Source organism: Ectopseudomonas khazarica (assembly GCF_017915135.1).
Lineage (GTDB): Bacteria > Pseudomonadota > Gammaproteobacteria > Pseudomonadales > Pseudomonadaceae > Aquipseudomonas > Aquipseudomonas khazarica.
Genome location: NZ_CP068551.1, coordinates 1,442,191 through 1,465,161 on the forward strand (window position 1 = coordinate 1,442,191; position 22,971 = coordinate 1,465,161).

A 22,971-nucleotide genomic window follows, 5' to 3' on the forward strand; every position below is an offset into this window, starting at 1 on the left:
CGGGCCTCAGGGATGTTCAGGCAGCCAGCAGGCTACGCAGCATCCAGGCGGTTTTCTCGTGCACCTGCATGCGCTGGGTCAGCAGGTCGGCGGTGGGTTCGTCGCTGACCTTGTCCAGCAGCGGGAAGATGTTGCGTGCGGTGCGTACGACGGCTTCCTGACCCTGTACCAGCAGCTTGATCATCTCTTGCGCGCTGGGAACGCCTTCCTCTTCCTTGATCGAGGAGAGGCGGGCGTAGGCGGCATAGGTGCCAGGGGCCGGGAAGCCCAGTGCGCGAATACGCTCGGCGATCGCATCCACTGCCAGGGCCAGTTCGGTGTACTGCCCCTCGAACATCAGGTGCAGGGTGTTGAACATCGGGCCTGTGACGTTCCAGTGAAAGTTGTGGGTCTTCAGGTACAGAGTGTAGGTGTCGGCCAGCAGGCGCGAGAGGCCTTCGGCGATGGCGGCGCGATCCTGTTCAGCGATTCCGATGTTGATTTCCATGATCTTTCTCCTTTCAGGTGGCCTGGGGAAGTCTGTTCCGCAATGTTGGGACGAGCCTAACATGCGCGATTCGAGAATAATCTTGGCTTCTGTCAATGAAAGCGATGTTTAGAAGCTATCGAGCGCGCACAGTTCATTTCTTATGACCAAATGGCCTGGTTCTGCACCTGATGCTGTTCATTTTTGGCTCCCCTTGCCCATTTATGGGAGAGGAGCTGGGGGAGAGGGCTGAAACTGCCGCAAAACGGCCGGTTTCCCCCTCTCCCCAAGGGGGGGGGCGTGGGGGCTGATCGCGTCCGACCACTTCTCATGTGAACAGCACTATGGCTCTGCCCCGGCGATCAGGGGTGCGCCAGGCCGGGGCGCTGTTGCAGCGTGCGATTGAACACCTCCACCCAGTGACGGCTGAACTGCTGGCCGGCGAGGTTGTTGATCTCGAGAATGGCGCGCAGTAGCGGACGCTTGCTCAGGGTCTGATGTGCGCGTTCGTGGGTGCGTGCATCGAAGGTGTCGACGATGTGCAGGATCAGTGCGCCTGGGGTGATCTCCATTTCCCGCAGCCCCTTGGGGTAGCCGCTGCCGTCCGCATGTTCCTGGTGCTGCAGAACGATCTCCATGGCCGCAGCCCAGTCGGGCATGCGCTTGAGCAGTTCGCTGGCCAGGCGCGGGTGGCCTTGCATCAGGCGCCGCTCCTCGCGGCTGAAGTGGCTTTGCTTGTGCAGCAGATCCAGGGGCAGGAAGGCCATGCCGAGGTCATGCAGGCACACGGCCGCTGCCAGTTGCTCGGGGCGTTCCGCGTTGGCGCCGGCCGCGTTCATGCTGAGTGCCAGTTCGAGCAGGCGCAGGTTGCGTCCCTGCCAGTAGCTGGAGCGTTGCTCGGCGGCCTCGGTGAGGGCGCAGAAGAACTGCAGGTCGGGGTGGATGGCGATGCCGTGGCGAACCAGCAGCGCTTCGGTCTGGCTGGGTTCGGCGGCCTCGGGCGCTTGCAGGCGGGTGCTCGGGTCCATGTGCAGCAACAGCTCGCGGCGCACCTCGGTCTGTTGCCCGGCGGGCGCCATGGCCAGGGCGTGCAGGGCCTGGCACAGCGCATCGAGCTGGGCCGCGCTCAGGGGCGCGTCCGCTCCGCCGAGTGCCTGGTCCACCAGGGCGCGCAGGTGATCGAGGCAGAGCAGGAGGATGTCGCCCAGCAGGCTGTCGAAGCTCAGGCGCCCCGAACGCAGGGCGTCGAGCACGTCTTCCATCGCCTGCGGCAATGGCATCAGCTGGTTGAGGTCGACGTAACCGAGATTGCCCTTGAGCGTATGTATCAGGCGAAACAGCTCGCGCAGCCGCTCCGTGCTCCTCGGAGCCTGCTCCAGCTCGATCAGCAGCTGCTCGCAACGCGGGAACTGCTCCGCAGCGTCGAGCCGGAAGTCTTCCAGCAGGTCGCTGGACAAATCGGTGTGGTGGGGCGTGGCCATGGTGATTCTCCACGGTGGCGGCCCCGTTCATTATAGAAGGCTCTTGCCGGGCGGCTGCGTCTCGGCGATTTACGCTATATAATCCCGCTCTTTATCGAAGCGCGGCGTGGACGTTCGCCGCGATGTGGCTCCTGCCCAAGGCGTTGGGGGCTGCCTGACCTATCCCAGACCTTAGAGAAGCGAAACACGATCATGATGCGCAGCCACTATTGCGGCCAGTTGAACGAGAGCCTGGATGGCCAGGAAATCACCCTTTGCGGCTGGGTACACCGTCGTCGCGACCATGGCGGGGTGATCTTCCTCGATATCCGTGACCGTGAAGGCCTGGCCCAGGTGGTGTTCGATCCGGATCGTGCCGAGACCTTCGCCAAGGCCGACCGCGTGCGCAGCGAATACGTGGTGAAGATCACCGGCAAGGTGCGTCTGCGTCCGGAAGGCGCGCGCAACGCCAACATGGCCAGTGGCGCCATCGAAGTGCTGGGTTACGAGCTGGAGGTCCTCAACGAAGCGGAAACCCCGCCGTTCCCGCTCAACGAGTACACCGACGTGGGCGAGGAAACCCGCCTGCGCTACCGTTTCATCGACCTGCGTCGTCCGGAAATGGCCGAGAAGCTCAAGCTGCGTTCGCGCATCACCTCGAGCATCCGCCGTTACCTCGATGACAACGGCTTCCTCGACGTGGAAACGCCGATCCTGACCCGCGCCACGCCGGAAGGTGCACGCGACTACCTGGTGCCGAGCCGCACCCACGCCGGCAGCTTCTTCGCCCTGCCGCAGTCGCCGCAGCTGTTCAAGCAGCTGCTGATGGTCGCCGGCTTCGACCGTTACTACCAGATCGCCAAGTGCTTCCGCGACGAAGATCTGCGTGCCGACCGTCAGCCGGAATTCACCCAGATCGACATCGAGACCAGCTTCCTCGATGAAAAAGACATCATGGACATCACCGAGACCATGGTGCGCAACCTGTTCAAGGAAGTGCTGGACGTCGAGTTCGACACGCTGCCGCACATGACCCTGGCCGAGGCCATGCGTCGCTTCGGTTCGGACAAGCCGGACCTGCGCATCCCGATGGAGCTGGTGGATGTCGAGGACCAGCTCAAGGACGTCGAATTCAAGGTCTTCGCCGGCCCGGCCAACGATCCGAAGTGCCGCGTCACCGCGCTGCGCGTACCGGGCGGGGCGAGCATGCCGCGCAAGCAGATCGACGACTACACCAAGTTCGTCGGCATCTACGGCGCCAAGGGCCTGGCCTACATCAAGGTCAACGAGCGTGCCGCCGGTGTCGAAGGCCTGCAGTCGCCGATCGTCAAGAACATCCCGCTGGACAACATCAACGTGATCCTCGATCGCGTCGGTGCCGTCGACGGCGATATCGTGTTCTTCGGCGCCGACAAGGCCAAGATCGTCTCCGAGGCGCTGGGCGCGCTGCGTATCAAGCTGGGTCACGACCTGAACCTGCTGACCTGCGAGTGGGCGCCGCTGTGGGTCGTCGACTTCCCGATGTTCGAGGAAAACGACGATGGCAGCCTGACCGCCATGCACCACCCGTTCACCTCGCCCAACTGCAGCCCGGAAGAGCTCAAGGCCAACCCGGGCGCCGCGCTGTCGCGCGCCTATGACATGGTGCTCAACGGTACCGAACTGGGTGGCGGTTCGATCCGTATCCACGACAAGAAGATGCAGCAGGCCGTCTTCGAGGTGCTGGGCATCAGCGAAGCGGAGCAGGAAGAGAAGTTCGGCTTCCTCCTCGATGCGCTGAAGTTCGGTGCGCCGCCCCACGGTGGCCTGGCCTTCGGCCTGGATCGCCTGGTGATGCTGATGACCGGTGCGCAGTCGATCCGCGAAGTGATCGCCTTCCCGAAAACCCAGAGCGCGGCCTGCGTCATGACCCAGGCACCGGGGCTGGTGGACGCCAAGTCGCTGCGCGAGCTACACATCCGCCTGCGCGAGCAACCCAAAGCCGAGTGATAACCTGCTGCGCTTGGTCATGCTGCGTTGGAAAGAGGTTCGAAATGCTCATTTGCTTCAGCAAACTGCGCTTTCTCACCTCTTCCCGTCTTGCCTGACCTAAGCTCGCGACGGTTCTCATCTCGGCTTGTGCCGGTTGTAGTTTGTTTTGAAAAAGATGGAGTGAGTTATGGCTGGTCATTCCAAATGGGCCAACATCAAGCACCGCAAGGGGCGTCAGGACGCTAAGCGCGGCAAGATCTTCACCAAGCTGATTCGCGAGCTGACCGTGGCCGCCAAGCACGGTGGCCCGATTCCTGCCGATAACCCGCGTCTGCGCCTGGCCGTGGACAAGGCGCTGACCAACAACATGTCGCGTGACGTCATCGACCGCGCCATCGCCCGTGGTGCCGGCAACAACGAAGCCGACAACGTCGTCGAGTTCAGCTACGAGGGCTACGCGCCCAGTGGCGTGGCGATCATCGTCGAGGTGATGACCGACAACCGCAACCGGACCGCCGCCGAAGTCCGTCATGCCTTCAGCAAGTGCGGTGGCAACCTCGGCACCGATGGTTCCGTGGCCTACATGTTCGAGCGCAAGGGGCAGATCAGCTTCGCTGCGGGTGTGGACGAGGATGAACTGATGGAAGCCGCGCTCGAGGCCGGCGCCGATGACGTGGAAATGGGCGAGGAGGGCGCCGCGCTGGTGTCGACCAGCTTCAGCGAGTTCCATGCCGTGATCGAGGCGCTGGGGGCTGCGGGCTTCAAGGGTGAAGAGGCGGAAATCGCCATGATTCCCTCGATCAGTGCGCCGATCGATGACCTGGAGACCGCGCAGAAGGTCTTCAAGCTGATCGACATGCTCGAAGATCTGGACGACGTGCAGAACGTCTACCACAACGCCGAGGTCGCGGACGAGATCATGGAGCAGCTTGGCTGAGCTGCCCGTTCGTGCTGGTCAGAAAGCCGGAAGCGTGCACAGCGTTTCCGGCTTTTTTGTCGGGCCATCGGCTTTTCACGGGGCCGGCGGATGACGGCGCCGGGGTCGCGCCGTATACTCGCGAACTGGATAAATAGACAGTTGCTGACATGACCCTGATCCTTGGCATCGACCCCGGCTCGCGCATCACCGGCTATGGCGTGATACGCGACACCGGACGGGGGTGCGAATACGTGGCTTCCGGCTGCATCCGTACCGGCAACGGGGCGCTGGCCGAGCGCCTGCAGATCGTCTTTCGTGGCGTCAGCGAGGTCATCGCCACCTACGGGCCCATGACCATGGGCATCGAGCAGGTGTTCATGGCGCGTAACGCCGACTCGGCGCTCAAGCTCGGTCAGGCGCGCGGTGCGGCCATCGTCGCGGCCGCCGAAGCGGGGCTGGAAATCAGCGAGTACACCGCCACGCAGGTCAAGCAGGCCGTGGTCGGCACCGGAGCAGCCGACAAGCAGCAGGTGCAGATGATGGTCATGCACCTGCTCAAGCTGGTGCAGAAACCGCAGATCGACGCCTCCGACGCCCTGGGCATTGCCTTGTGCCATGCCCACCACCGGCAAAGTCTCATTTCCCATGGGCTGGCCAGCGCCAAGCGGCGCGGCGGTCGTCTTCGTTTATAACCTGTTAAGGAATCTCTGGTGATCGGACGTTTGCGCGGCACCCTGGCGGAGAAACAGCCGCCGCATTTGCTTCTGGATGTGAATGGCGTCGGTTACGAACTGGAAGTACCGATGACGACCCTTTATCGTCTGCCGGCGCAGGGTGAGACGGTGACCCTGCACACGCATCTGGTGGTGCGTGAGGACGCGCATCTGCTCTACGGTTTCTATGAAAAGCGTGATCGCGAGCTGTTCCGCGAGTTGATTCGCCTCAATGGCGTCGGCCCCAAGCTGGCGCTGGCGCTGATGTCGGGGCTGGAGGTCGACGAGTTGGTGCGCTGTGTGCAAGCGCAGGACACGGCGGCGTTGACCAAGGTGCCCGGCGTTGGCAAGAAGACTGCCGAGCGCCTGCTGGTGGAGCTCAAGGATCGCTTCAAGGCGTGGGAGTCGATCCCCGCCATTGCGCCCCTGGTGGTGGAACCTCAACTGGCCCAGGCAGTCTCAAGCGCGGAGAACGATGCGGTCAGCGCGCTGATTTCCCTCGGTTACAAGCCGCAGGAAGCCAGTCGAGCGGTTGCCGCCGTCAAGGAGGATGGTATGAGCAGCGAAGATTTGATCCGACGCGCACTGCGCGGCATGGCGTAGGCTGAATGACGCCGTTTTCATCCACCGGCTTTCCGCTGGAAAACGCTGCACCGCAATTCAATGGACTCTTAGTGGAACACCTCGATGATCGAAGCCGATCGCCTGATCACCTCCAGCCCGCGCGAGCGTGAAGAGCAGCAGGACCGCGCCATTCGGCCGCTGCGGCTGGCCGACTACACCGGGCAGCCCGTCGTGCGCGAGCAGATGGCGTTGTTCATCCAGGCTGCGCGGGGGCGGGCGGAAGCGCTCGACCATACCCTGATCTTCGGTCCGCCCGGCCTGGGCAAGACCACCCTGGCCAACATCATCGCCCAGGAGATGGGCAGTTCGATCAAGAGCACCTCGGGCCCGGTACTGGAGCGTCCGGGTGATCTGGCGGCGCTGCTGACCAACCTGGAAAGCGGCGATGTGCTGTTCATCGACGAGATTCACCGTCTGTCACCGGTGGTCGAGGAAGTGCTGTACCCGGCCATGGAGGATTTCCAGCTCGACATCATGATCGGCGAGGGCCCGGCCGCACGTTCGATCAAGCTGGATCTGCCGCCGTTCACCCTGGTCGGCGCCACGACCCGTGCCGGCATGCTGACCAACCCGTTGCGTGACCGTTTCGGCATCGTCCAGCGCCTGGAGTTCTACGGCGTCGACGACCTGGCCACCATCGTCTCGCGCTCCGCCGGTATCCTGGGGCTGCCCATCGAGGCCAAGGGGGCCTACGAGATTGCCCGCCGCGCCCGGGGCACGCCGCGCATCGCCAACCGCCTGCTGCGCCGGGTGCGTGACTTCGCCGAAGTGCGCGGTTCCGGGCAGATCTCCCAGCTGATCGCCGACCAGGCGCTGAACCTGCTGGATGTCGACGAACGTGGCTTCGATCACTCCGACCGTCGCTTGCTGCTGGCGATGATCGAGAAGTTCGACGGCGGCCCGGTCGGGCTCGACAGCCTGGCGGCAGCCATCGGCGAGGAACGCCACACCATCGAGGATGTGCTCGAACCCTATCTCATCCAGCAGGGCTACATGATGCGTACCCCGCGCGGGCGTGTGGTGACGCGGCATGCCTACCAGCACTTCGGTCTCAACACGCCGTCACGCCAGGCCGAGCCGCCTGCCACCGACCTGTTCACGGCGGGCGACGAATGACGAAAAAATTGTTACCAGGCCGGATTGGCAAGCGAAAGGCCGAGGAATAGAGTATGCGCGCGCCAAACGGAGTGCAGCCGTTCAGCCACCGCTGTCGGGTCTATTACGAAGACACCGACGCCGGCGGTATCGTCTACTACGTCAACTACCTCAAATTCATGGAGCGGGCTCGCACCGAGCGCCTGCGTGAGCTGGGTTATGCCCAGTCGACGCTGGCCGGTGAGGGCCTGTTGTTCGTCGTGCATTCGGCCGAGGCGCGTTACCACGCCCCGGCCCGCCTGGATGACGAGCTGCTGATCAGCGCCGATGTGATCGAATTGAACCGTGCCAGCCTGCGTTTTCGTCAACAGGTCAGGCGGGCTGCGGATGATGCGCTGCTCTGCGAAGGGCAGTTCCTGGTGGCCTGTGTGCGCGCCGACAACTTGAAACCCCGGGCCATCCCCGAAACCCTGCGACACGCGTTCGCCGGGACGCAGGCGCGGACTTAAATTGCAGCAGGAGAGTAAGCGTGGAAGCTAACGCCGTTGACCATATGTCGATGTGGAGTCTGATCAGCAATGCCAGCCTGGTGGTCCAGCTGGTGATGCTTACCCTGGTGGCCGCCTCGGTCATTTCCTGGGTCATGATCTTCCAGCGCAGCAGTGCCCTGCGTGCCGCCAAGCGTGCGCTGGACAACTTCGAGGACCGCTTCTGGTCCGGCATCGACCTGTCCAAGCTCTATCGCCAGGCGGGCAGCAACCCGGATCCGGACTCGGGCCTGGAGCAGATCTTCCGCGCCGGCTTCAAGGAGTTCTCGCGCCTGCGTCAGCAGCAGGGTGTCGACCCGGACGCCGTGATGGATGGCGTTTCGCGCGCCATGCGCGTGGCCATCTCGCGTGAGGAGGAGAAGCTGGAAACCGCGCTGCCGTTCCTCGCCACCGTCGGTTCCACCAGCCCCTACATCGGCCTGTTCGGTACCGTATGGGGCATCATGAACTCCTTCCGTGGCCTGGCCCAGGTGCAACAGGCCACCCTGGCCACCGTCGCTCCGGGTATCGCCGAGGCACTGATCGCCACGGCCATCGGCCTGTTCGCCGCGATTCCTGCGGTCATCGCCTACAACCGTTTCTCGGCGCGCGGCGAGATGCTGATCGGCCGCTACTACACCTTCGCCGACGAGTTCCAGGCCATCCTGCACCGCAAAGTGCACACCTCGGAAGACTAAGGGCAGGTTTCAGCCATGGCGAGAATTCGCAACAGACGCAAACCGGTCGCCGAGATGAACGTGGTGCCCTACATCGACGTGATGTTGGTGCTGCTGGTCATCTTCATGGTGACTGCACCGATGCTCAACCAGGGCGTCAAGGTCGACCTGCCGAAGGTCAGCAGCGAAGTGCTGCCGCAGGACAACGACGCCCAGGTGCTGACCATTTCCATCAAGGCCGACAAGACCTACTACTGGAACATGGGCAGCGAAGTGGACGTCGACACCGAGCAGGAGCGCGCCTCCACGCTCGAGCAGATGACCCAGGCCGTCACGGCGATCATTGCCGAGAACCGTCGCCAGGGTAAGCAGGTGCAGGTCTTCGTGCGTGGTGACAAGGCGGTGGACTACGGCACCGTGATGGCGGCCATGGGCGGTCTGCAACAGGCCGACGTCGGTAACGTCGGATTGATTACCGAGGCCCCCTGATGCAGCAAACCGAGCGTTCGCAATCGGAAAGCTACTTCTGGCCCATCGTCTGGGCCGTGGGGCTGCACGTCCTGATGTTCGCCATGCTGTTCGTCAGCTTCGCCTTCAGCCCGGAGCTGCCGCCGGCGCGTCCGGTGGTGCAGGCTACGCTGTATCAGCTGAAGTCGCAGAGCCAGGCCACCACCCAGACCACGCAGAAGGTGGCGGGCGAGGCGCAGAAGACCTCGGCGCCGCAGTTCGAGACGGAGCGTCTGGAGCAGAAGAAGGCCGAGGAGCAGAAAGTCGCCGCAGCCAAGAAGGCTGAGGAACAAAAGAAGGCCGAGCAGGCCAAAGCTGAGGCGGCCAAGGCCGAAGCTGCGAAGAAGGCCGAGGCCGAGAAAGCCGCCGAGCAGAAGCGTCAGGCGGATATCGCCAAGAAACGCGCCGAGGAAGAAGCAAAGAAGAAAGCCGCCGAGGATGCCAAGAAAAAGGCCGCTGAAGACGCGAAGAAAAAAGCGGCGGAGGAGGCCAAGAAGAAGGCGGCCGCTGAAGCTGCGAAGAGGAAAGCGGAAGAAGACGCCAAGCGTAAGGCCGAAGCGGCCAGGCGCAAGGCAGCAGAAGATCAGAAGGCGGCGGCGCTGGCCGACTTGCTGTCGGACAACGTGCAGAACCAGCAAGCGCTAGCCGAAACCCATGGTGACCAGGTCGCGGGCAACCTCGACGATCTGATCATCAAGCTGATTACCGAGAACTGGCAGCGTCCGATGTCGGCGCGTCGCGGTATGAGTGTCGAACTGCTGATCCAGATGCTGCCCGATGGCACCGTCACCAATGCCAGCGTGTCGCGCTCCAGCGGCGATGCCGCCTTCGACAGTTCGGCGGTGGCCGCCGTGCGTAACGTTGGTCGTATTCCCGAGATACAACAATTGGATCGCGCTACCTTCGATCGTCTGTACAGGCAGCGCCGCGTCATTTTCAAACCGGAGGATTGAGCTCTGTGAATACCCTGATTCGTATCGCCCTGCTGGGGCTGGTCATGCTGGTCGGCAGCGTCCAGGCAGCCGATCCACTCATGATCGTTGGTGGTGCCGAGAGAGCCACACCGATCGCTGTAGTTCCCTTCGGCTGGCAGGGCGGCAACGTCCTGCCCCAGGACATGGCCGAGATCATCGGCAACGACCTGCGCAACTCCGGTTACTTCGAGCCGATTCCGCGGCAGAACATGATCAGCCTGCCGACCCAGGCCAGCGAAGTCATCTATCGCGACTGGAAGGCCCTCGGCGCGCAGTACGTGCTGGTCGGCAACATCGTGCCCAACGGTGGACGCCTGCAGGTGCAGTACGCGCTGTTCAACGTCAACACCGAACAGCAGGTGGTGACCGGTAACGTCGGCGGTGGCACCGATCAGCTGCGCGACATGGCGCACTACATCGCCGATCAGTCGTTCGAGAAACTCACCGGCGTCAAGGGTGCGTTCTCGACTCGTCTGCTCTACGTCACTGCCGAGCGCATGGGCACCAACAACACCCGCTACACCCTGCAGCGCTCCGACTACGACGGTGCGCGCGCGGTGACCCTGCTGCAATCGCGTGAACCGATCCTGTCGCCGTCCTTCGCGCCCGACGGTCGTCGTATCGCCTATGTGTCGTTCGAACAGCGTCGTCCGCGCATCTTCGTGCAGCACATCGATACCGGTCGCCGCGAGCAGATCACCAACTTCGAAGGCCTCAATGGCGCGCCGGCCTGGTCGCCGGACGGTGCACGCCTGGCGTTCGTGCTGTCCAAGGATGGCAACCCGGAAATCTACGTGATGGACATGGGCAGCCGGCAGATTCGCCGCGTGACGAATCATTATGCCATCGATACCGAACCTTTCTGGGGCAAGGACGGTCAGACCCTGTACTTCACCTCGGATCGTGCGGGTAAGCCGCAGATCTATAAAACCAACATCAATTCCGGTGCGGTAGAACGAGTCACCTTCGTCGGTAACTACAACGCCAACCCGAAATTGTCGGCTGACGAGAAGACGCTGGTCATGATTCATCGCCAAGACGGTTTCACCGTGTTCAAGGTCGCCGCCCAGGACCTTGAAACCAACCGTCTGCGCATACTCTCCGACACAAGTTTGGATGAGTCGCCCACTGTTGCGCCAAATGGCGCCATGCTAATCTACGCCACCCGCCAGCAGGGCCGGGGAGTCTTGATGTTGGCGTCCACCAATGGACGCGTGAGGCTCCCTCTTCCTACCGCTCAAGGCGAAGTTCGAGAGCCTTCTTGGTCCCCTTACCTGAACTGATGCGGCGCTTCACCAATCTTGCTTAACACAACTGGGGTTCATTAGGAGTTACATGATGGAAATGCTGAAATTCGGTAAGTTTGCTGCGCTGTCCCTGGCTCTCGCCGTTGCTGTAGGTTGCTCCTCCAAAGGCGGTGACGCTGCTGGCGAAGGCGCAGTAGACCCGAACGCTGGCTACGGCGCCAACACCGGTGCTGTCGACGGCAGCCTGAGCGAAGAAGCGGCCCTGCGCGCTATCACCACCTTCTACTTCGAGTACGACAGCTCCGACCTGAAAGCCGAAGCCATGCGCGCTCTGGACGTACACGCCAAGGACCTGAAAGCCAACGGCAACCGCGTCGTTCTGGAAGGCCACGCTGACGAGCGCGGTACCCGCGAGTACAACATGGCTCTGGGCGAGCGTCGCGCCAAGGCCGTTCAGCGCTACCTGGTTCTGCAGGGCGTTTCCCCGGCTCAGCTGGAGCTGGTTTCCTACGGTGAAGAGCGTCCGGTTGCCACTGGCAACGACGAGCAATCCTGGGCTCAGAACCGTCGCGTAGAGCTGCGCAAGTAATTTGCCATGCTTAAGTGCCGCCGTACTCTGACCGTTCTGACGCTCGCCTTGCCACTCGTGGCAATGGCGGAAGTTCCCGTGCTGGAAAGCAGCTCCATGCAAGGCAGCAGCTATCCACCGGCGGGTTATGGTACGGCCGGCGCCTCCGCCGGTACCGGGGCAGGTGCCCAGGTATCGGCGCAGGGCATGCTGTTCAATCAGCTGCAGCAGATGCAGCAGGAGATCGCCCAGCTGCGTGGCATGCTGGAAGAACAGCAGAATGAAATCCAGCGCCTCAAACGGGAAGGCCTGGAGCGTTACCAGGATCTGGATCAACGCCTTTCCTCCGGCGCCGCTGCCGGTGGTACTCCCGCAAAGAATTCTGCCGATGGCGCGGTGAACGCCAACGACGCCCCGACGCCGCCTGCCGCTCAGCAGCAGGGCAGCACCGAGGCGGCCGATCCAGCCAAGGAAAAGCTCTACTACGACGCTGCCTTCGACCTGATCAAGGCCAAGGATTTCGACAAGGCGTCGCAGGCATTCACGGCGTTCCTCAATCGTTACCCCAACAGCCAGTACGCCGGCAACGCGCAGTACTGGCTGGGTGAAGTGAACCTGGCCAAGGGTGACCTGCAGGCTGCCGGCAAGGCCTTCGCCAAGGTCAGCCAGGCCTACCCCAGCCATTCCAAGGTGCCGGATTCGCTGTTCAAGCTGGCCGACGTCGAGCGTCGCCTGGGCAACAACGACAAGGCACGGGGCATTCTCCAGCAGGTGATCGCCCAGTATCCGGGCAGCTCTGCCGCACAACTGGCGAAGCGCGACCTGCAGCGTCTGTAAGGCGCACCATCGCTTGGCCACGAACCCGCGCTTGTCGCGGGTTTTGCTTATCTGCGCGAGCGACTTCCTTTAGAATGCGCGGCGCGTCGCGCGCGGGGTTTCAGCTCGGCTGATGTTCCTGCGCTGGCGCCATTGCCGGATCGGGCTTTACTGCCTGTATCCATCGTCTTTCCCGCAACGGAGGCGGATGGCCTGTTTCGTCATCACGCCCGTGGCTATTTATGCAAGCAACCCTGCGCATCACCGAGATTTTCTACTCGCTGCAGGGCGAGACGCGTACCGCCGGCCTGCCGACGGTATTCGTGCGCCTGACCGGCTGCCCCCTGCGCTGTCAGTACTGCGACACCGCCTATGCCTTCAGTGGCGGCGAAGTCGTCAGCCTGGACAGCATCCTGGCCCAGGTCGCGGCCTACAAACCGCGTTATGTCTGCGTCACCGGGGGTGAACCGCTGGCCCAGCCCAACTGCCTGCCGCTGCTGCAGCAACTCTGTGACGCCGGCTACGAGGTGTCGCTGGAAACCAGCGGCGCGCTCGATGTCTCGGCCGTCGACCCGCGGGTGAGCAAGGTGCTCGACCTGAAGACTCCGGGTTCGGCCGAGGTGCAGCGCAATCGCTACGAGAACATTGAATGGCTGACGCGCAGCGATCAGGTCAAGTTCGTCATCTGCTCGCGTGAGGACTACGACTGGGCGGTATCCAGGCTGATCCAGCACGACCTGGCAGCGCGTGCCGGCGAGGTGCTGTTCTCGCCCAGCCACAAGCAGGTCGATGCGCGTGCGCTGGCTGACTGGATAGTGACGGACAACCTGCCGGTACGCCTGCAGCTGCAGCTGCACAAGATTCTCTGGAACGACGAGCCGGGACATTGAGCATGAATGACAAGAACGCGGTAATTCTTCTCTCCGGCGGCCTGGATTCGGCCACGGTGGTGGCCATGGCCAAGGCCGAGGGCTACAGCTGCTACAGCATGAGTTTCGACTATGGGCAACGTCATCGCGCCGAGCTGCAGGCGGCCGAGCGCGTGGCGCGGCAGCTGGGCGTCGTCGAGCACAAGGTCATCGGCCTCAATCTCAACGGCATCGGTGGTTCGGCTCTGACGGACAACAGCATCGCCGTGCCCGAATCACCGACCGAGGGCATCCCGGCCACCTATGTGCCGGCGCGCAACACGGTATTCCTGGCGCTTGCCCTGGGCTGGGCCGAGGTGCTCGGAGCACGCGACATCTTCATCGGCGTCAACGCCGTGGATTATTCCGGCTATCCCGATTGCCGGCCCGAGTTCGTCGAGGCCTTCGAGCGCATGGCCAACCTGGCCACCAAGGCCGGCGTAGAGGGGCAGGGCTTCAGCATTCGCGCTCCGCTGCAGCAGATGAGCAAGGGCGAGATCATCCAGGCCGGCATGCGCCTGGGTGTGGATTATGCGCTGACCGTGTCCTGTTACCAGGCCGATGACGACGGCCGAGCCTGCGGCAAGTGCGACAGCTGCCGGCTGCGTGCGGCCGGTTTCGTTGCGGCCGGTGTGCCCGACGCTACCCGCTATTTCTGAAAAATTTTTCGCAGAGTGTTGATTTCCTGAATTAAATCAGTATCATGCGCCTCGCGTTGGGTCGTTAGCTCAGTTGGTAGAGCAGTTGGCTTTTAACCAATTGGTCGTAGGTTCGAATCCTACACGACCCACCAAATCGCAAAAGCCAGTCGCAAGACTGGCTTTTTTTTGCCCTGAAAAAGCCCCCGGCCAGGTCCGTGTCCTGACTGTGGCAGTGGCTGCGCAGAGCAGGGTGTATACTCGCGGCTCGCGTACGAGCGCCACAGGTTTGAGATATGTCGCAGATTTCCGAACGCCTTCTGGTTCAGGCCCACCTCGATGCCAAGCAGCCCAAGCCGCTGACGGCCGAAGAGGAGGCCTTCTATCGCCGTGAGATCGCCGCCGAGCTGAAGAAGCAGAACTCCGTACTGGTGGCGCACTACTACTGCGACCCGGTGATCCAGGCGCTGGCCGAGGAGACCGGGGGCTGCGTCTCCGACTCGCTGGAGATGGCCCGTTTCGGCAATCAGCATCCGGCGCAGACCGTGGTGGTGGCCGGGGTCAAGTTCATGGGCGAGACGGCGAAGATCCTCAATCCGGAAAAACGCGTGCTGATGCCGACGCTGGAGGCGACCTGCTCGCTCGACCTGGGTTGCCCGGTAGACGAGTTCAGCGCGTTCTGCGACCAGCACCCGGAGCGCACCGTGGTGGTCTACGCCAACACGTCGGCAGCGGTGAAGGCGCGTGCCGACTGGGTGGTGACCTCCAGCTGCGCGCTGGAAATCGTCGAGAGCCTGATGGATAACGGCGAGACCATCATCTGGGCGCCGGACAAGCACCTGGGCAACTACATCCAGCGCGAAACCGGCGCCGACATGCTGCTCTGGGACGGTGCCTGTATCGTCCACGAGGAATTCAAGTCCAAGCAGCTGCTGGACATGAAGGCGCTGTATCCGGATGCCGCCATCCTGGTGCACCCCGAATCGCCGCAGAACGTGGTCGAGCTGGCCGATGCGGTGGGTTCCACCAGCCAGCTGATCAAGGCCGCGCAGACCCTGCCGAACTCCACCTTCATCGTCGCCACCGACCGCGGCATCTTCTACAAGATGCAGCAGCTGTGCCCCGACAAGACCTTCATCGAGGCGCCCACGGCCGGCAATGGCGCGGCCTGCCGCAGCTGCGCGCATTGTCCGTGGATGGCGATGAACACCCTGGAGCGTGTGCTGACCGGGCTGCGCGAAGGTTCCGGGGAGATTCATGTCGACCCGGCGCTGATTCCCAAGGCGATCAAGCCGCTCAAGCGCATGCTCGATTTCACCCAGGCGGCGCGCATGAAGGTGGCAGGCAACGCCTGAGCCTGCGCTGCCAACGAAAAAAGCCCAGCCAATGCTGGGCTTTTTGCTGTGTGTCACCCGGATTGCATCCGCGCTACGGGTGTGATGCCCAGTTCGCCGGCTCGTTGACGAAGTCCAGCAGCGCGCGCAAGCGCCCGTAGTCCCGGCCGTTGAAGGCGAAGGCCAGACGAGTCAGGTGGCAGAGTTCCGGCTCGTCGCGCTCCTGCTCGCAGTACGGCTGCTGAACGAAGCCGCCTTCCTTGTACAGCCCGGCGAAACTGTCGTGCAGCTGCGCCAGTGCCGCGTCACTCAGCGGGTGGTTGAGGCGAATCACGAAGCGGTCCTTCAGCCAGCGGCTGGAGTGGAAGTTGCGGTAGAACCGCGCGATCTCGTCTACCGCTTCCTCGGCGCTGTGGACCAGGTGCAGCAGGTTCAGGTCCGTGGGCAGGATGTAGCCATTGCCTTCGAGCTGGCGGCGAATGAAGCCCAGCGCGTCTTTCCAGTAGCTGCCCCCCGGCTGGTCGAGCAGCACCACGGGGACCAGTGGGCTCTTGCCGGTCTGGATCAGCGTCAGCACTTCCAGGGCTTCGTCGAGCGTGCCGAAGCCGCCCGGGCAGAGGACCAGGCCGTCCGCCTCCTTGACGAAGAACAGCTTGCGCAGGAAGAAGAAGTGGAACGACAGCAACTGGTGGCTGCCGCGCACCGTGGCATTGGCCGTCTGCTCGAAGGGCAGGGTGATGTTGAAGCCCAGGCTGTTCTCGCTACCGGCACCTTCGTGGGCCGCCGCCATGATGCCGCCACCGGCGCCAGTGATCACCATCAGGTCGCGTCGCGCCAGCAAGGCGCCCAGTTCGCGAGCCTGCTGATACAGCGGATGATCGGCAGGGGTGCGTGCCGAGCCGAATACCGTGACCTTGCGGCGCCTCTTCAGTTGCTCCAGCACGCCGAAGGCATGCTCCATCTCGCGCAGCGTCTGCAGCATGATCTTGGCGTCCCAGCGGTTGCGATCCGCCTGGGCCATGTGGATCACGGTAGTGAACATCTCCCGGTACAGCGGCAGGTTGGGGCTGTTGCCTGGCGCGGCCAGTGCCACCAGTTCGTCGACCCTGCTGCTCAGGTCGACTTCGCTGGTCTGGACGTGACGCGACAGATAGTCATCCGGTTCATAAGGCATGCAGGTTCTCCTCTGGTCCGGCGGGTTCCCGGTTCACATGCCCACAGCTTGCCACAGCCAGGTTGGCGTTTCGCTGTCGGTGCTACAGGGCGATCTGCTCGCCGGGTTCGGGAATGTTGGCGATCCAGTTCAGCCGTTCGCGCAGGGCTTGCTGCAGCGCCTGCATCTTCTCCAGTTCACCGTGCACCAGGTACAGCTCCGGGTGGTGCTCGAACTGGCTGGCCCAGTCGAGCAGCTGCGACTGCCCGGCGTGGGCGGAGAAGCCGCCGAGGGTATGTACTCTGGCTTTTACCGCGATGCGCTGGTGCAGCACCTTGACCGTCTCGGCGCCCTCCACGATCAGGCGGCCGAGCGTGCCCTTGGCCTGGAAGCCGGGGAAGATCAGGTGACAGTTCTCGCGCCAGAGGTTGTGCTTGAAGTGATGGACGATGCGCCCGCCATTGCACATGCCGGCACCGGCGATGATGATCGCGCCGCTCTTGATCCGGTTGATCGCCATCGATTCCTCGGCCGTCGGCGTGCAGCGCAGCACGGGCAGCCAGTCCTCGATGCGTTTCACCCCCTTGGCCGCCAGTGCCGCCCGATCCGGAGCGGCGAACTGGTCGTGGAAGCGGCTGTAGATGGCGTTGGCGCGAATGGCCATGGGGCTGTCGAGGAACACCGCCTGCTGCGGCAGACGGCCCTCCTGGTAGAAGCGCCCGAGGTAGTAGATCAGGTCCTGGGTGCGGCCGACCGCGAACGAGGGAATCAGGACGTTACCCCCTTCGTTGTGTGCCTGCTGCAGGATCGCGGCCAGTTCTTCCAGGGTGTCCTCGCTGCAGCGGTGGTCACGGTCGCCGTAGGTCGACTCCATCAGCAGCACGTCCGCCCGGTTCAGTTGCGCAGGCGCCTGCATCAGCGGCGAGCAGGTGTTGCCCAGGTCGCCGGAGAACACCAGGTGGCGCTGCAGGTGATGATCCTCCACCTGCATCTCGACGATCGCCGAGCCGAGAATGTGCCCGGCATTGTGAAAGGTCACCGTTATGCCCTTGGCGACCTCGACCGCTTCGCCGTAGGCATGCGGCCGCCGCTGGCTGAGCGCCTGCTCCGCGTTGGCCTGGGTGTACAGCGGTTGAACGGCAGGCTTGCCCTGGCGCGCCCGCCAGCGGTTTTCCCACTCGGCGTCCTTTTCCTGGAGGAAGGCGGCGTCCAGCAGCATCAGTTCGAGCAGTTCGCAGCTGGCTTCGGTGGCGTGGATCGGGCCGCGGTAACCCTCCGCCACCAGGCGCGGAAGCAGGCCGCTGTGATCGAGGTGGGCGTGGGAGATGACCACGGCATCCAGGCTGCTGGGGTCGAACGGAAAGCGGCTGTGGTTCTGTTCCTGCTCCTGGCGGCGGCCCTGATGCATGCCGCATTCGAGCAGTACCCTGGCGCCGTCGCGGCTTTCCACTAGGTAGCAGGAGCCGGTGACTTGCTGGATCGCGCCGATGAAGGTGAGCAGGGCCATGGTTCTATCCTTGTCGTGGTGATGGCTCGAGTCTGCCGGCTCTGCGCGTGGCTAGGGTTGACGCAGATCAGCCGACGTCCGGGCGCGCAGCGTTACCTTCACTCAGCATAGTCATCCCGCCGGGCTGCCGTTCGTCCGAGTGGCCGGGCTGCGTTCGGCCGTCTGATTTACTTGTTGGATGCAGGGCCGATTCATCTGTGCGGCTGCTGCGTAGCGACGCTCGCGCCGGGTGCAGGCGACCAGGGCAGGGAAGGGGAACCCTCGCTGCCGGCGTCGAGTCTGCTGTGAGGTAAACAGGAAGGGAGGGGGCAGGTATGCCCAGTTTGATTCTGCAGGTCGAGGCGGAGCTCTACGACATGCTGCAGCAGGCAGCACGCACCAACCAGCTGAGCCTCGAGGACGAGTGCTTGCGACGTCTGGAGGGCGGTGTGCGTCGCTCGCGCTACATGGAGGCACTGCTCGCCGAGCTGCGTGCGGATGACGCGCAGCGCCGAGCGGAGAGGGGCTGAGCGAGGCGTTCGCTCAGATACCGCAGTCGCTCTTGTCGAAGACCTCGACGGTGACCGGGCGGTTGCTGCGGTATTCGCTGAACTGGTAGCGCAGCTGCGCGCCATCGGCCAGCAGCTTGCGATAGCCCGGGTTGCGGCAGACGCTCGCCGCCAGTTGCGAGCGAACGGTGTCCGGGTTGCCACGCATCTGCGCGGCATGCGCCGGACGCACGCTGAGGTGGTTGATCAGCGTGTGACCTTCCACCGTATAGCCCTGGTCGAGAATGTCTTCGTTGATCGCGCGTGGCGTGCCTTCGCTGCTCTGCCGGGCGACCTGTTCCAGTGTCCGGGTCAATTCCATTTCCTTCAGCGAAGCGGCCTGGGCGGTCGGCAGCATCAGGCTGAGCGCGAGAGCGGGAAGGATGTAACGCAACATGGGGTGTGACTCCTGAAAGCTTGGACGAGGGTTGGACAGGGCCCCCGCACGAATGTTCGCGAGAACCCGTTTGTGGTCGCATGGCCGGCGATCACAGACTGGCGTTCGTCGTCGCGAGCAACCGCCTGGACCTGCACGTCTCGACCTGGCGTTTCATCGTCGTTGGATGTCGCCTGCGTCGGCTTGTCCGTAGGGCGTCACGAATGAGGCGTCGGGCCAGCGCACGCGATGCTCGATAGTCTACCGCGCAGGTACAGGCCGCGGTTATCGCCTTGGTTCGCAGTCGTGGGAGGTGCACGCTCCTGCGCATGCCAATGGCGCTGGGACGACTGGTCCTTCGATCCAGTGGCACAGGCGATACCCGGTCTGATCACTCTCTTGCCCGACGCTGACCGCCAGGACAGAGTGTGCATCGTATCGGCAACGGGAGGCCGCTGACGCAGCGAGTGCAGCTGTTGTCGGGCTGGCATTGCCGCCGCGCTTCTGAAGGACCAGGGGGATGTGTGGTGCTAGACTTGCGCCCCCTTTCGCCGTTGTCGCCTTCATGAGCCATCCCGCCCCACATGCCGTTGCCCGCCTGCGTGCAGAACGCCTGGCACGCAGCCTGAAACCCTTCGTCGCGCGCGGTTCCCGTGCCGAGCGTTGCCCGCATTGCCGTGTGCAGCCGGACTACTGCCTGTGCGCCTGGCGTCCGCAGGTGCAGGCGAATGCCGCCATGTGCCTGGTGATGCATGACATCGAGGCGCTCAAACCGAGCAACACGGGCTGGCTGATCGCCGACGTGGTGCCCGAAACCCATGCCTTCGGCTGGACGCGCACGGCGGTGGAGCCGGCGCTGCTCGCGCTGCTGGCCGACCCGCAGTGGCAGCCTTACCTGGTCTTTCCCGGCGAGTACGTGGCGCCGCAGCGCGTGGTGGAGGAGGTGCAGCTGACGCCCGGCAAGCGGCCGTTGTTCGTGCTGCTCGATGCCACCTGGACCGAAGCCCGCAAGATGTTTCGCAAGAGCCCCTACCTGGACGCGTTGCCGGTACTCAGCCTGACCCCGGCGCAGCTGTCACGCTATCGCCTGCGTCGCTCCACGCGCGGCGAGCACCTGTGCACCGCCGAAGTGGCGGCCATGTGCCTGGAGCTGGCCGGCGACTCGCGCGCGGGCGAGGCCCTGGGCGATTACCTGGATGCCTTCAGTCAGCACTACCTGGCAGCCAAGCGGCGCTTGCCGCTCGACCTCAATGACGCGTTGCATCAGCGCCTGCAGGGCTATCGCTGAGCGCGGCCGGCAGCGGCTTCGGCCACAACTGGGCCAGCAGCATGCCGCCGAACATCAGGGCACACCCCAGGTAACCGCGTGGCGCCAGCATCTCGCCCAGCAGCAGGGCGCCGGCGATGGCGGCGAACACCGCCTCGAGGGACAGGATGATCGCCGCATGCGAGGCGATCGCATGTTGCTGCGCGACCACCTGCAAGGTGAAGCCCACCGCGACGCCGAACAAGCCGCCATAGACGATGGCCGGGGCGGCCGCGAGGATGCCGTCCAGCGTGGCCGTCTCGAACACCAGGGCCAGCAGCAGGCTGATCACCGCGCAGGTGATGAACTGGATCAGCGCCAGGCGCAACGGGTCATGGCGGCTGGCGAAGAAGCCCACCAGCAGCACGTGAATACCCCAGACGAAGGCACCGGCCAGTTGCAGCCAGTCGCCGGAGGCCACGGTGAAACCCTCGCCGACGCTGAGCAGGAACATGCCGACCACGGCGAGGCTGGCGCCCAGCCAGATACCGGCACTGCTGCGCTGGCCGATCAGCAGACCGAGAATCGGCACCACGATCACGTAGAGCCCGGTGATGAAGCCTGAGTTGGTCACCGTGGTGAACAGCAGGCCGACCTGCTGCAGGTTGATGCCCAGCGACAGGGCCAGGCCCATGACGATGCCCCCCAGCAGCAGGTTGCGATTCAAGGGGGCGGCGGGGCGTTTCTGGCGGCGTTGCAGCAGCATCAGTACCGGGAGCAGGGCCAGGCAGGCGAGGGCGAAGCGCAGGCCGGTATAAAGGAAGGGGCCGATGTTATCCATGCCCAGTCGCTGGGCGACGAAGGCGCTGCCCCAGATCATCGCGGTAATCAGCATCAACAGGTCGGCGCGCAGGGCTTGGCTTCGCATCGGAGCTTCTCGGCAGGAAAGCTGCGCATCCTGCCGCAAAGCATTGAACTTGACCACCCCGTCACAGCTCGGCATGCTGGGCGCCGCCGTCGGTCCGAGTGGGGAGTCTGTCGTGATGGATGAACAGTCTTGAGCGGGTCGTCAGCCAATAAGCACTGTCATACTCACCTCAGTGCCACTCATAACAAGAGCAGGATCTGCCGATGGCCGCCTATGAAATCCTGATTGCCGATGACCACCCGCTGTTTCGCAGCGCGCTGCAACAAGCACTGACCCTGGGGCTGGGGCCGGATGTGCGCCTGGTGGAGGCTGCCAGCATCGCTGAGCTGGAGGCCTGCCTGGCCGACAAGAGTGATTGGGATCTGGTTCTGCTCGACCTCAATATGCCGGGTGCCTACGGTTTCTCCGGCCTGGTCCTGCTGCGCGGGCAATACCCGCAGATTCCGGTGGTGATGATCTCCGCACAGGAGGAAGCCTCGGTGGTCAACCGCTCCCGCGAGTTCGGTGCCAGCGGTTTCATTCCCAAGTCCAGCCCGCTGGAGACCCTGCAGCTGGCCGTGCGCCAGGTGCTCGACGGCGATACCTGGTGGCCGCCGATGGCCGAGGAGAGCGCCCCGGTTTCCGAGGAGGCCAAGGCCGCCAGTGCCGGGCTCGCCAGCCTGACCCCGCAACAGTTCCGGGTCCTGACCATGGTCTGCGAAGGCCTGCTGAACAAGCAGATCGCCTACGAACTGAACGTCTCCGAGGCGACGGTCAAGGCGCATGTCACGGCGATCTTCCGCAAGCTCGGCGTGCGCACGCGCACCCAGGCGGCGCTGCTGCTGCAGCAGATGGAGTCGATTCCAGGCTGACGGGCCCCAGGCTCAGACGATGGCCGGCAGCACGATCTGGTCGCTGCGGGCCACCCCGGCGGTCAGCGCGCGGCACTGCTCGAGAAAGTCACGCATGGCGGCCGTCTGATACTTCTGCTTGTGCCAGATGAAATAGAACTGCCGGCGCAGATCGAGCTCGGGTGTCTCCACCGGCATCAGGCTGCCGCGCCGAAAGGCGTCGCGCAGGGCCAGACGTGAGATGCAGCCGATGCCCAGGCCGGACTCCACGGCGCGCTTGATCGCCTCGGTGTGCTCCAGCTCCAGGCGGATATTCAGCTTGCGCGGGTGATGACGCATGGCCTGATCGAAGGTCAGCCGGGTGCCCGAGCCCTGCTCGCGCAGAATCCACGCCTCGCAGGTCAGTTCCTCCAGGCTCGCCGTGCCACGTGCCGCCAGCGGGTGCTGCGGTGCGCAGAACACCACCAGTTCATCCTCGACCCAGGGCTGCACCTCGATATCCGGGTGCTGGCAGTGGCCTTCGATCAGGCCCAGGTCCAGCTCGTAGTGGGCGATCTGCTGTACCACGTGGGCGGTGTTGTGCACCTGCAGCTTCACTCGGCACTCCGGGTGCTGCTGCATGAAGCTGCCGATCAGCAGGGTGGCCAGGTAGTTGCCCACGGTCAGCGTGGCGCCGACGTTGAGCGAGCCGTAGCCGCTCTTGCCGCCCAGCAGGCGTTCGATCTCGCGTGCCTGTTCGAGCAGCGCCACCGCCTGCGGCAGCAGCTGGCGCCCCAGGGCATTGAGCGCCAGGCGCTTGCCGGCGCGGTCGAACAGCTGGCAGTCGGACTGGCGTTCGAGCTCGGTCAGTGAGGTGCTGGTGGCGGACTGCGAGAGCGCCAGTGACTGCGCCGCGCGCGAGACGCTCTCCTGCTGGGCGACCGCGACGAATACCTGGAGTTGTCTGAGAGTAAATCGCAT

The 22,971-nt window shown here is 63.9% G+C and carries 25 protein-coding genes and 1 tRNA gene; 19 read left to right on the forward strand and 7 right to left on the reverse strand.

What is annotated here, in order from left to right; genetic code table 11:
* Window positions 1-16: 16 nt before the first annotated feature.
* Together JLK41_RS06605 and JLK41_RS06610 are read right to left on the reverse strand one after the other, a co-directional pair.
* On the reverse strand, window positions 17-487 hold the full coding sequence (locus tag JLK41_RS06605) for a Dps family protein (RefSeq protein WP_037047267.1): 471 nt from the start codon (window positions 485-487) through the stop codon (window positions 17-19).
* Between the two features lie 341 nt (window positions 488-828).
* Complete coding sequence (locus JLK41_RS06610; RefSeq protein ID WP_037047269.1) at window positions 829-1,947, reverse strand: HD domain-containing phosphohydrolase; 1,119 nt, start codon at window positions 1,945-1,947, stop codon at window positions 829-831.
* A 192-nt stretch (window positions 1,948-2,139) separates the two neighbouring features.
* On the opposite strand from JLK41_RS06610, the gene aspS reads away from it, so the two are divergent.
* The 16 genes from aspS to nadA all read left to right on the forward strand — a co-directional run bounded on the left by aspS (window position 2,140) and on the right by nadA (window position 15,465).
* Window positions 2,140-3,915, forward strand: a complete 1,776-nt coding sequence (gene aspS / locus JLK41_RS06615; RefSeq protein ID WP_210390632.1) for an aspartate--tRNA ligase — start codon at window positions 2,140-2,142, stop codon at window positions 3,913-3,915.
* 169 nt (window positions 3,916-4,084) lie between these two features.
* A complete protein-coding gene (locus JLK41_RS06620; protein WP_037047274.1) occupies window positions 4,085-4,834 on the forward strand; it encodes a YebC/PmpR family DNA-binding transcriptional regulator in 750 nt (249 codons plus the stop codon).
* 149 nt (window positions 4,835-4,983) lie between these two features.
* On the forward strand, window positions 4,984-5,508 hold the full coding sequence (gene ruvC / locus JLK41_RS06625) for a crossover junction endodeoxyribonuclease RuvC (protein WP_210390633.1): 525 nt from the start codon (window positions 4,984-4,986) through the stop codon (window positions 5,506-5,508).
* A gap of 18 nt (window positions 5,509-5,526) precedes the next feature.
* Complete coding sequence (ruvA, locus tag JLK41_RS06630) at window positions 5,527-6,132, forward strand: Holliday junction branch migration protein RuvA (protein WP_134677349.1); 606 nt, start codon at window positions 5,527-5,529, stop codon at window positions 6,130-6,132.
* An 84-nt stretch (window positions 6,133-6,216) separates the two neighbouring features.
* Window positions 6,217-7,269 carry a Holliday junction branch migration DNA helicase RuvB gene (gene ruvB / locus JLK41_RS06635; RefSeq protein WP_037047282.1) on the forward strand — a complete coding sequence of 351 codons (1,053 nt, stop codon included), beginning with the start codon at window positions 6,217-6,219 and terminating at the stop codon, window positions 7,267-7,269.
* Between the two features lie 53 nt (window positions 7,270-7,322).
* Complete coding sequence (gene ybgC / locus JLK41_RS06640; RefSeq protein ID WP_037047284.1) at window positions 7,323-7,757, forward strand: tol-pal system-associated acyl-CoA thioesterase; 435 nt, start codon at window positions 7,323-7,325, stop codon at window positions 7,755-7,757.
* 20 nt (window positions 7,758-7,777) lie between these two features.
* Window positions 7,778-8,473, forward strand: a complete 696-nt coding sequence (tolQ, locus tag JLK41_RS06645; protein ID WP_037047286.1) for a protein TolQ — start codon at window positions 7,778-7,780, stop codon at window positions 8,471-8,473.
* Window positions 8,474-8,488: 15 nt separating this feature from the next.
* Complete coding sequence (tolR, locus tag JLK41_RS06650; protein ID WP_037047288.1) at window positions 8,489-8,941, forward strand: protein TolR; 453 nt, start codon at window positions 8,489-8,491, stop codon at window positions 8,939-8,941.
* Window positions 8,938-9,912 (forward strand): cell envelope integrity protein TolA, encoded by a 975-nt coding sequence (gene tolA, locus JLK41_RS06655; RefSeq protein WP_155294661.1) that lies wholly within the window; start codon window positions 8,938-8,940, stop codon window positions 9,910-9,912. The genes tolR and tolA overlap by 4 nt, the downstream gene beginning before the upstream one ends.
* Window positions 9,913-9,917: 5 nt before the next feature.
* Window positions 9,918-11,216, forward strand: a complete 1,299-nt coding sequence (tolB, locus tag JLK41_RS06660; RefSeq protein WP_179553686.1) for a Tol-Pal system beta propeller repeat protein TolB — start codon at window positions 9,918-9,920, stop codon at window positions 11,214-11,216.
* Window positions 11,217-11,271: 55 nt separating this feature from the next.
* A complete protein-coding gene (gene pal / locus JLK41_RS06665) occupies window positions 11,272-11,769 on the forward strand; it encodes a peptidoglycan-associated lipoprotein Pal (RefSeq protein WP_037047296.1) in 498 nt (165 codons plus the stop codon).
* A 6-nt stretch (window positions 11,770-11,775) separates the two neighbouring features.
* Window positions 11,776-12,585 (forward strand): tol-pal system protein YbgF, encoded by an 810-nt coding sequence (gene ybgF / locus JLK41_RS06670; protein WP_210390634.1) that lies wholly within the window; start codon window positions 11,776-11,778, stop codon window positions 12,583-12,585.
* 221 nt (window positions 12,586-12,806) lie between these two features.
* Window positions 12,807-13,454 (forward strand): 7-carboxy-7-deazaguanine synthase QueE, encoded by a 648-nt coding sequence (gene queE, locus JLK41_RS06675; RefSeq protein ID WP_210390635.1) that lies wholly within the window; start codon window positions 12,807-12,809, stop codon window positions 13,452-13,454.
* A 2-nt stretch (window positions 13,455-13,456) separates the two neighbouring features.
* On the forward strand, window positions 13,457-14,131 hold the full coding sequence (gene queC, locus JLK41_RS06680; RefSeq protein ID WP_210390636.1) for a 7-cyano-7-deazaguanine synthase QueC: 675 nt from the start codon (window positions 13,457-13,459) through the stop codon (window positions 14,129-14,131).
* Between the two features lie 58 nt (window positions 14,132-14,189).
* Window positions 14,190-14,265, forward strand: a tRNA-Lys gene (locus JLK41_RS06685).
* Between the two features lie 141 nt (window positions 14,266-14,406).
* Window positions 14,407-15,465 (forward strand): quinolinate synthase NadA, encoded by a 1,059-nt coding sequence (nadA, locus tag JLK41_RS06690; protein ID WP_210390637.1) that lies wholly within the window; start codon window positions 14,407-14,409, stop codon window positions 15,463-15,465.
* Window positions 15,466-15,538: 73 nt separating this feature from the next.
* Here nadA and JLK41_RS06695 read toward each other — a convergent pair whose 3' ends face one another.
* Together JLK41_RS06695 and JLK41_RS06700 are read right to left on the reverse strand one after the other, a co-directional pair.
* Window positions 15,539-16,618 carry an LOG family protein gene (locus JLK41_RS06695; protein ID WP_210390638.1) on the reverse strand — a complete coding sequence of 360 codons (1,080 nt, stop codon included), beginning with the start codon at window positions 16,616-16,618 and terminating at the stop codon, window positions 15,539-15,541.
* Window positions 16,619-16,700: 82 nt separating this feature from the next.
* The gene (locus tag JLK41_RS06700; protein ID WP_047592718.1) at window positions 16,701-18,104 is read right to left on the reverse strand and encodes an MBL fold metallo-hydrolase RNA specificity domain-containing protein; all 1,404 of its coding nucleotides are present in this window, start codon (window positions 18,102-18,104) and stop codon (window positions 16,701-16,703) included.
* 314 nt (window positions 18,105-18,418) lie between these two features.
* Between JLK41_RS06700 and JLK41_RS06705 the strand changes: the two genes are divergently transcribed.
* Complete coding sequence (locus tag JLK41_RS06705; RefSeq protein WP_037047308.1) at window positions 18,419-18,613, forward strand: hypothetical protein; 195 nt, start codon at window positions 18,419-18,421, stop codon at window positions 18,611-18,613.
* A 13-nt stretch (window positions 18,614-18,626) separates the two neighbouring features.
* Here the strand turns inward: JLK41_RS06705 and JLK41_RS06710 are convergent, their stop codons facing one another.
* Window positions 18,627-19,028, reverse strand: coding sequence for a quorum-sensing-regulated virulence factor family protein (locus JLK41_RS06710; RefSeq protein WP_037047310.1), 402 nt, complete (start codon window positions 19,026-19,028; stop codon window positions 18,627-18,629).
* 544 nt (window positions 19,029-19,572) lie between these two features.
* Here JLK41_RS06710 and JLK41_RS06715 point away from each other — a divergent pair.
* Window positions 19,573-20,295, forward strand: coding sequence for a tRNA-uridine aminocarboxypropyltransferase (locus JLK41_RS06715; RefSeq protein ID WP_210390639.1), 723 nt, complete (start codon window positions 19,573-19,575; stop codon window positions 20,293-20,295).
* On the opposite strand, the gene JLK41_RS06720 is transcribed toward JLK41_RS06715, so the two are convergent.
* Window positions 20,255-21,181 (reverse strand): DMT family transporter, encoded by a 927-nt coding sequence (locus JLK41_RS06720; RefSeq protein ID WP_210390640.1) that lies wholly within the window; start codon window positions 21,179-21,181, stop codon window positions 20,255-20,257. The genes JLK41_RS06715 and JLK41_RS06720 overlap by 41 nt on opposite strands.
* Before the next feature lie 203 nt (window positions 21,182-21,384).
* Here JLK41_RS06720 and erdR point away from each other — a divergent pair, with 203 nt between their 5' ends.
* The gene (gene erdR, locus JLK41_RS06725; RefSeq protein WP_037047317.1) at window positions 21,385-22,032 is read left to right on the forward strand and encodes a response regulator transcription factor ErdR; all 648 of its coding nucleotides are present in this window, start codon (window positions 21,385-21,387) and stop codon (window positions 22,030-22,032) included.
* Between the two features lie 12 nt (window positions 22,033-22,044).
* On the opposite strand, the gene JLK41_RS06730 is transcribed toward erdR, so the two are convergent.
* On the reverse strand, window positions 22,045-22,971 hold the full coding sequence (locus JLK41_RS06730; RefSeq protein WP_037047319.1) for a LysR family transcriptional regulator: 927 nt from the start codon (window positions 22,969-22,971) through the stop codon (window positions 22,045-22,047).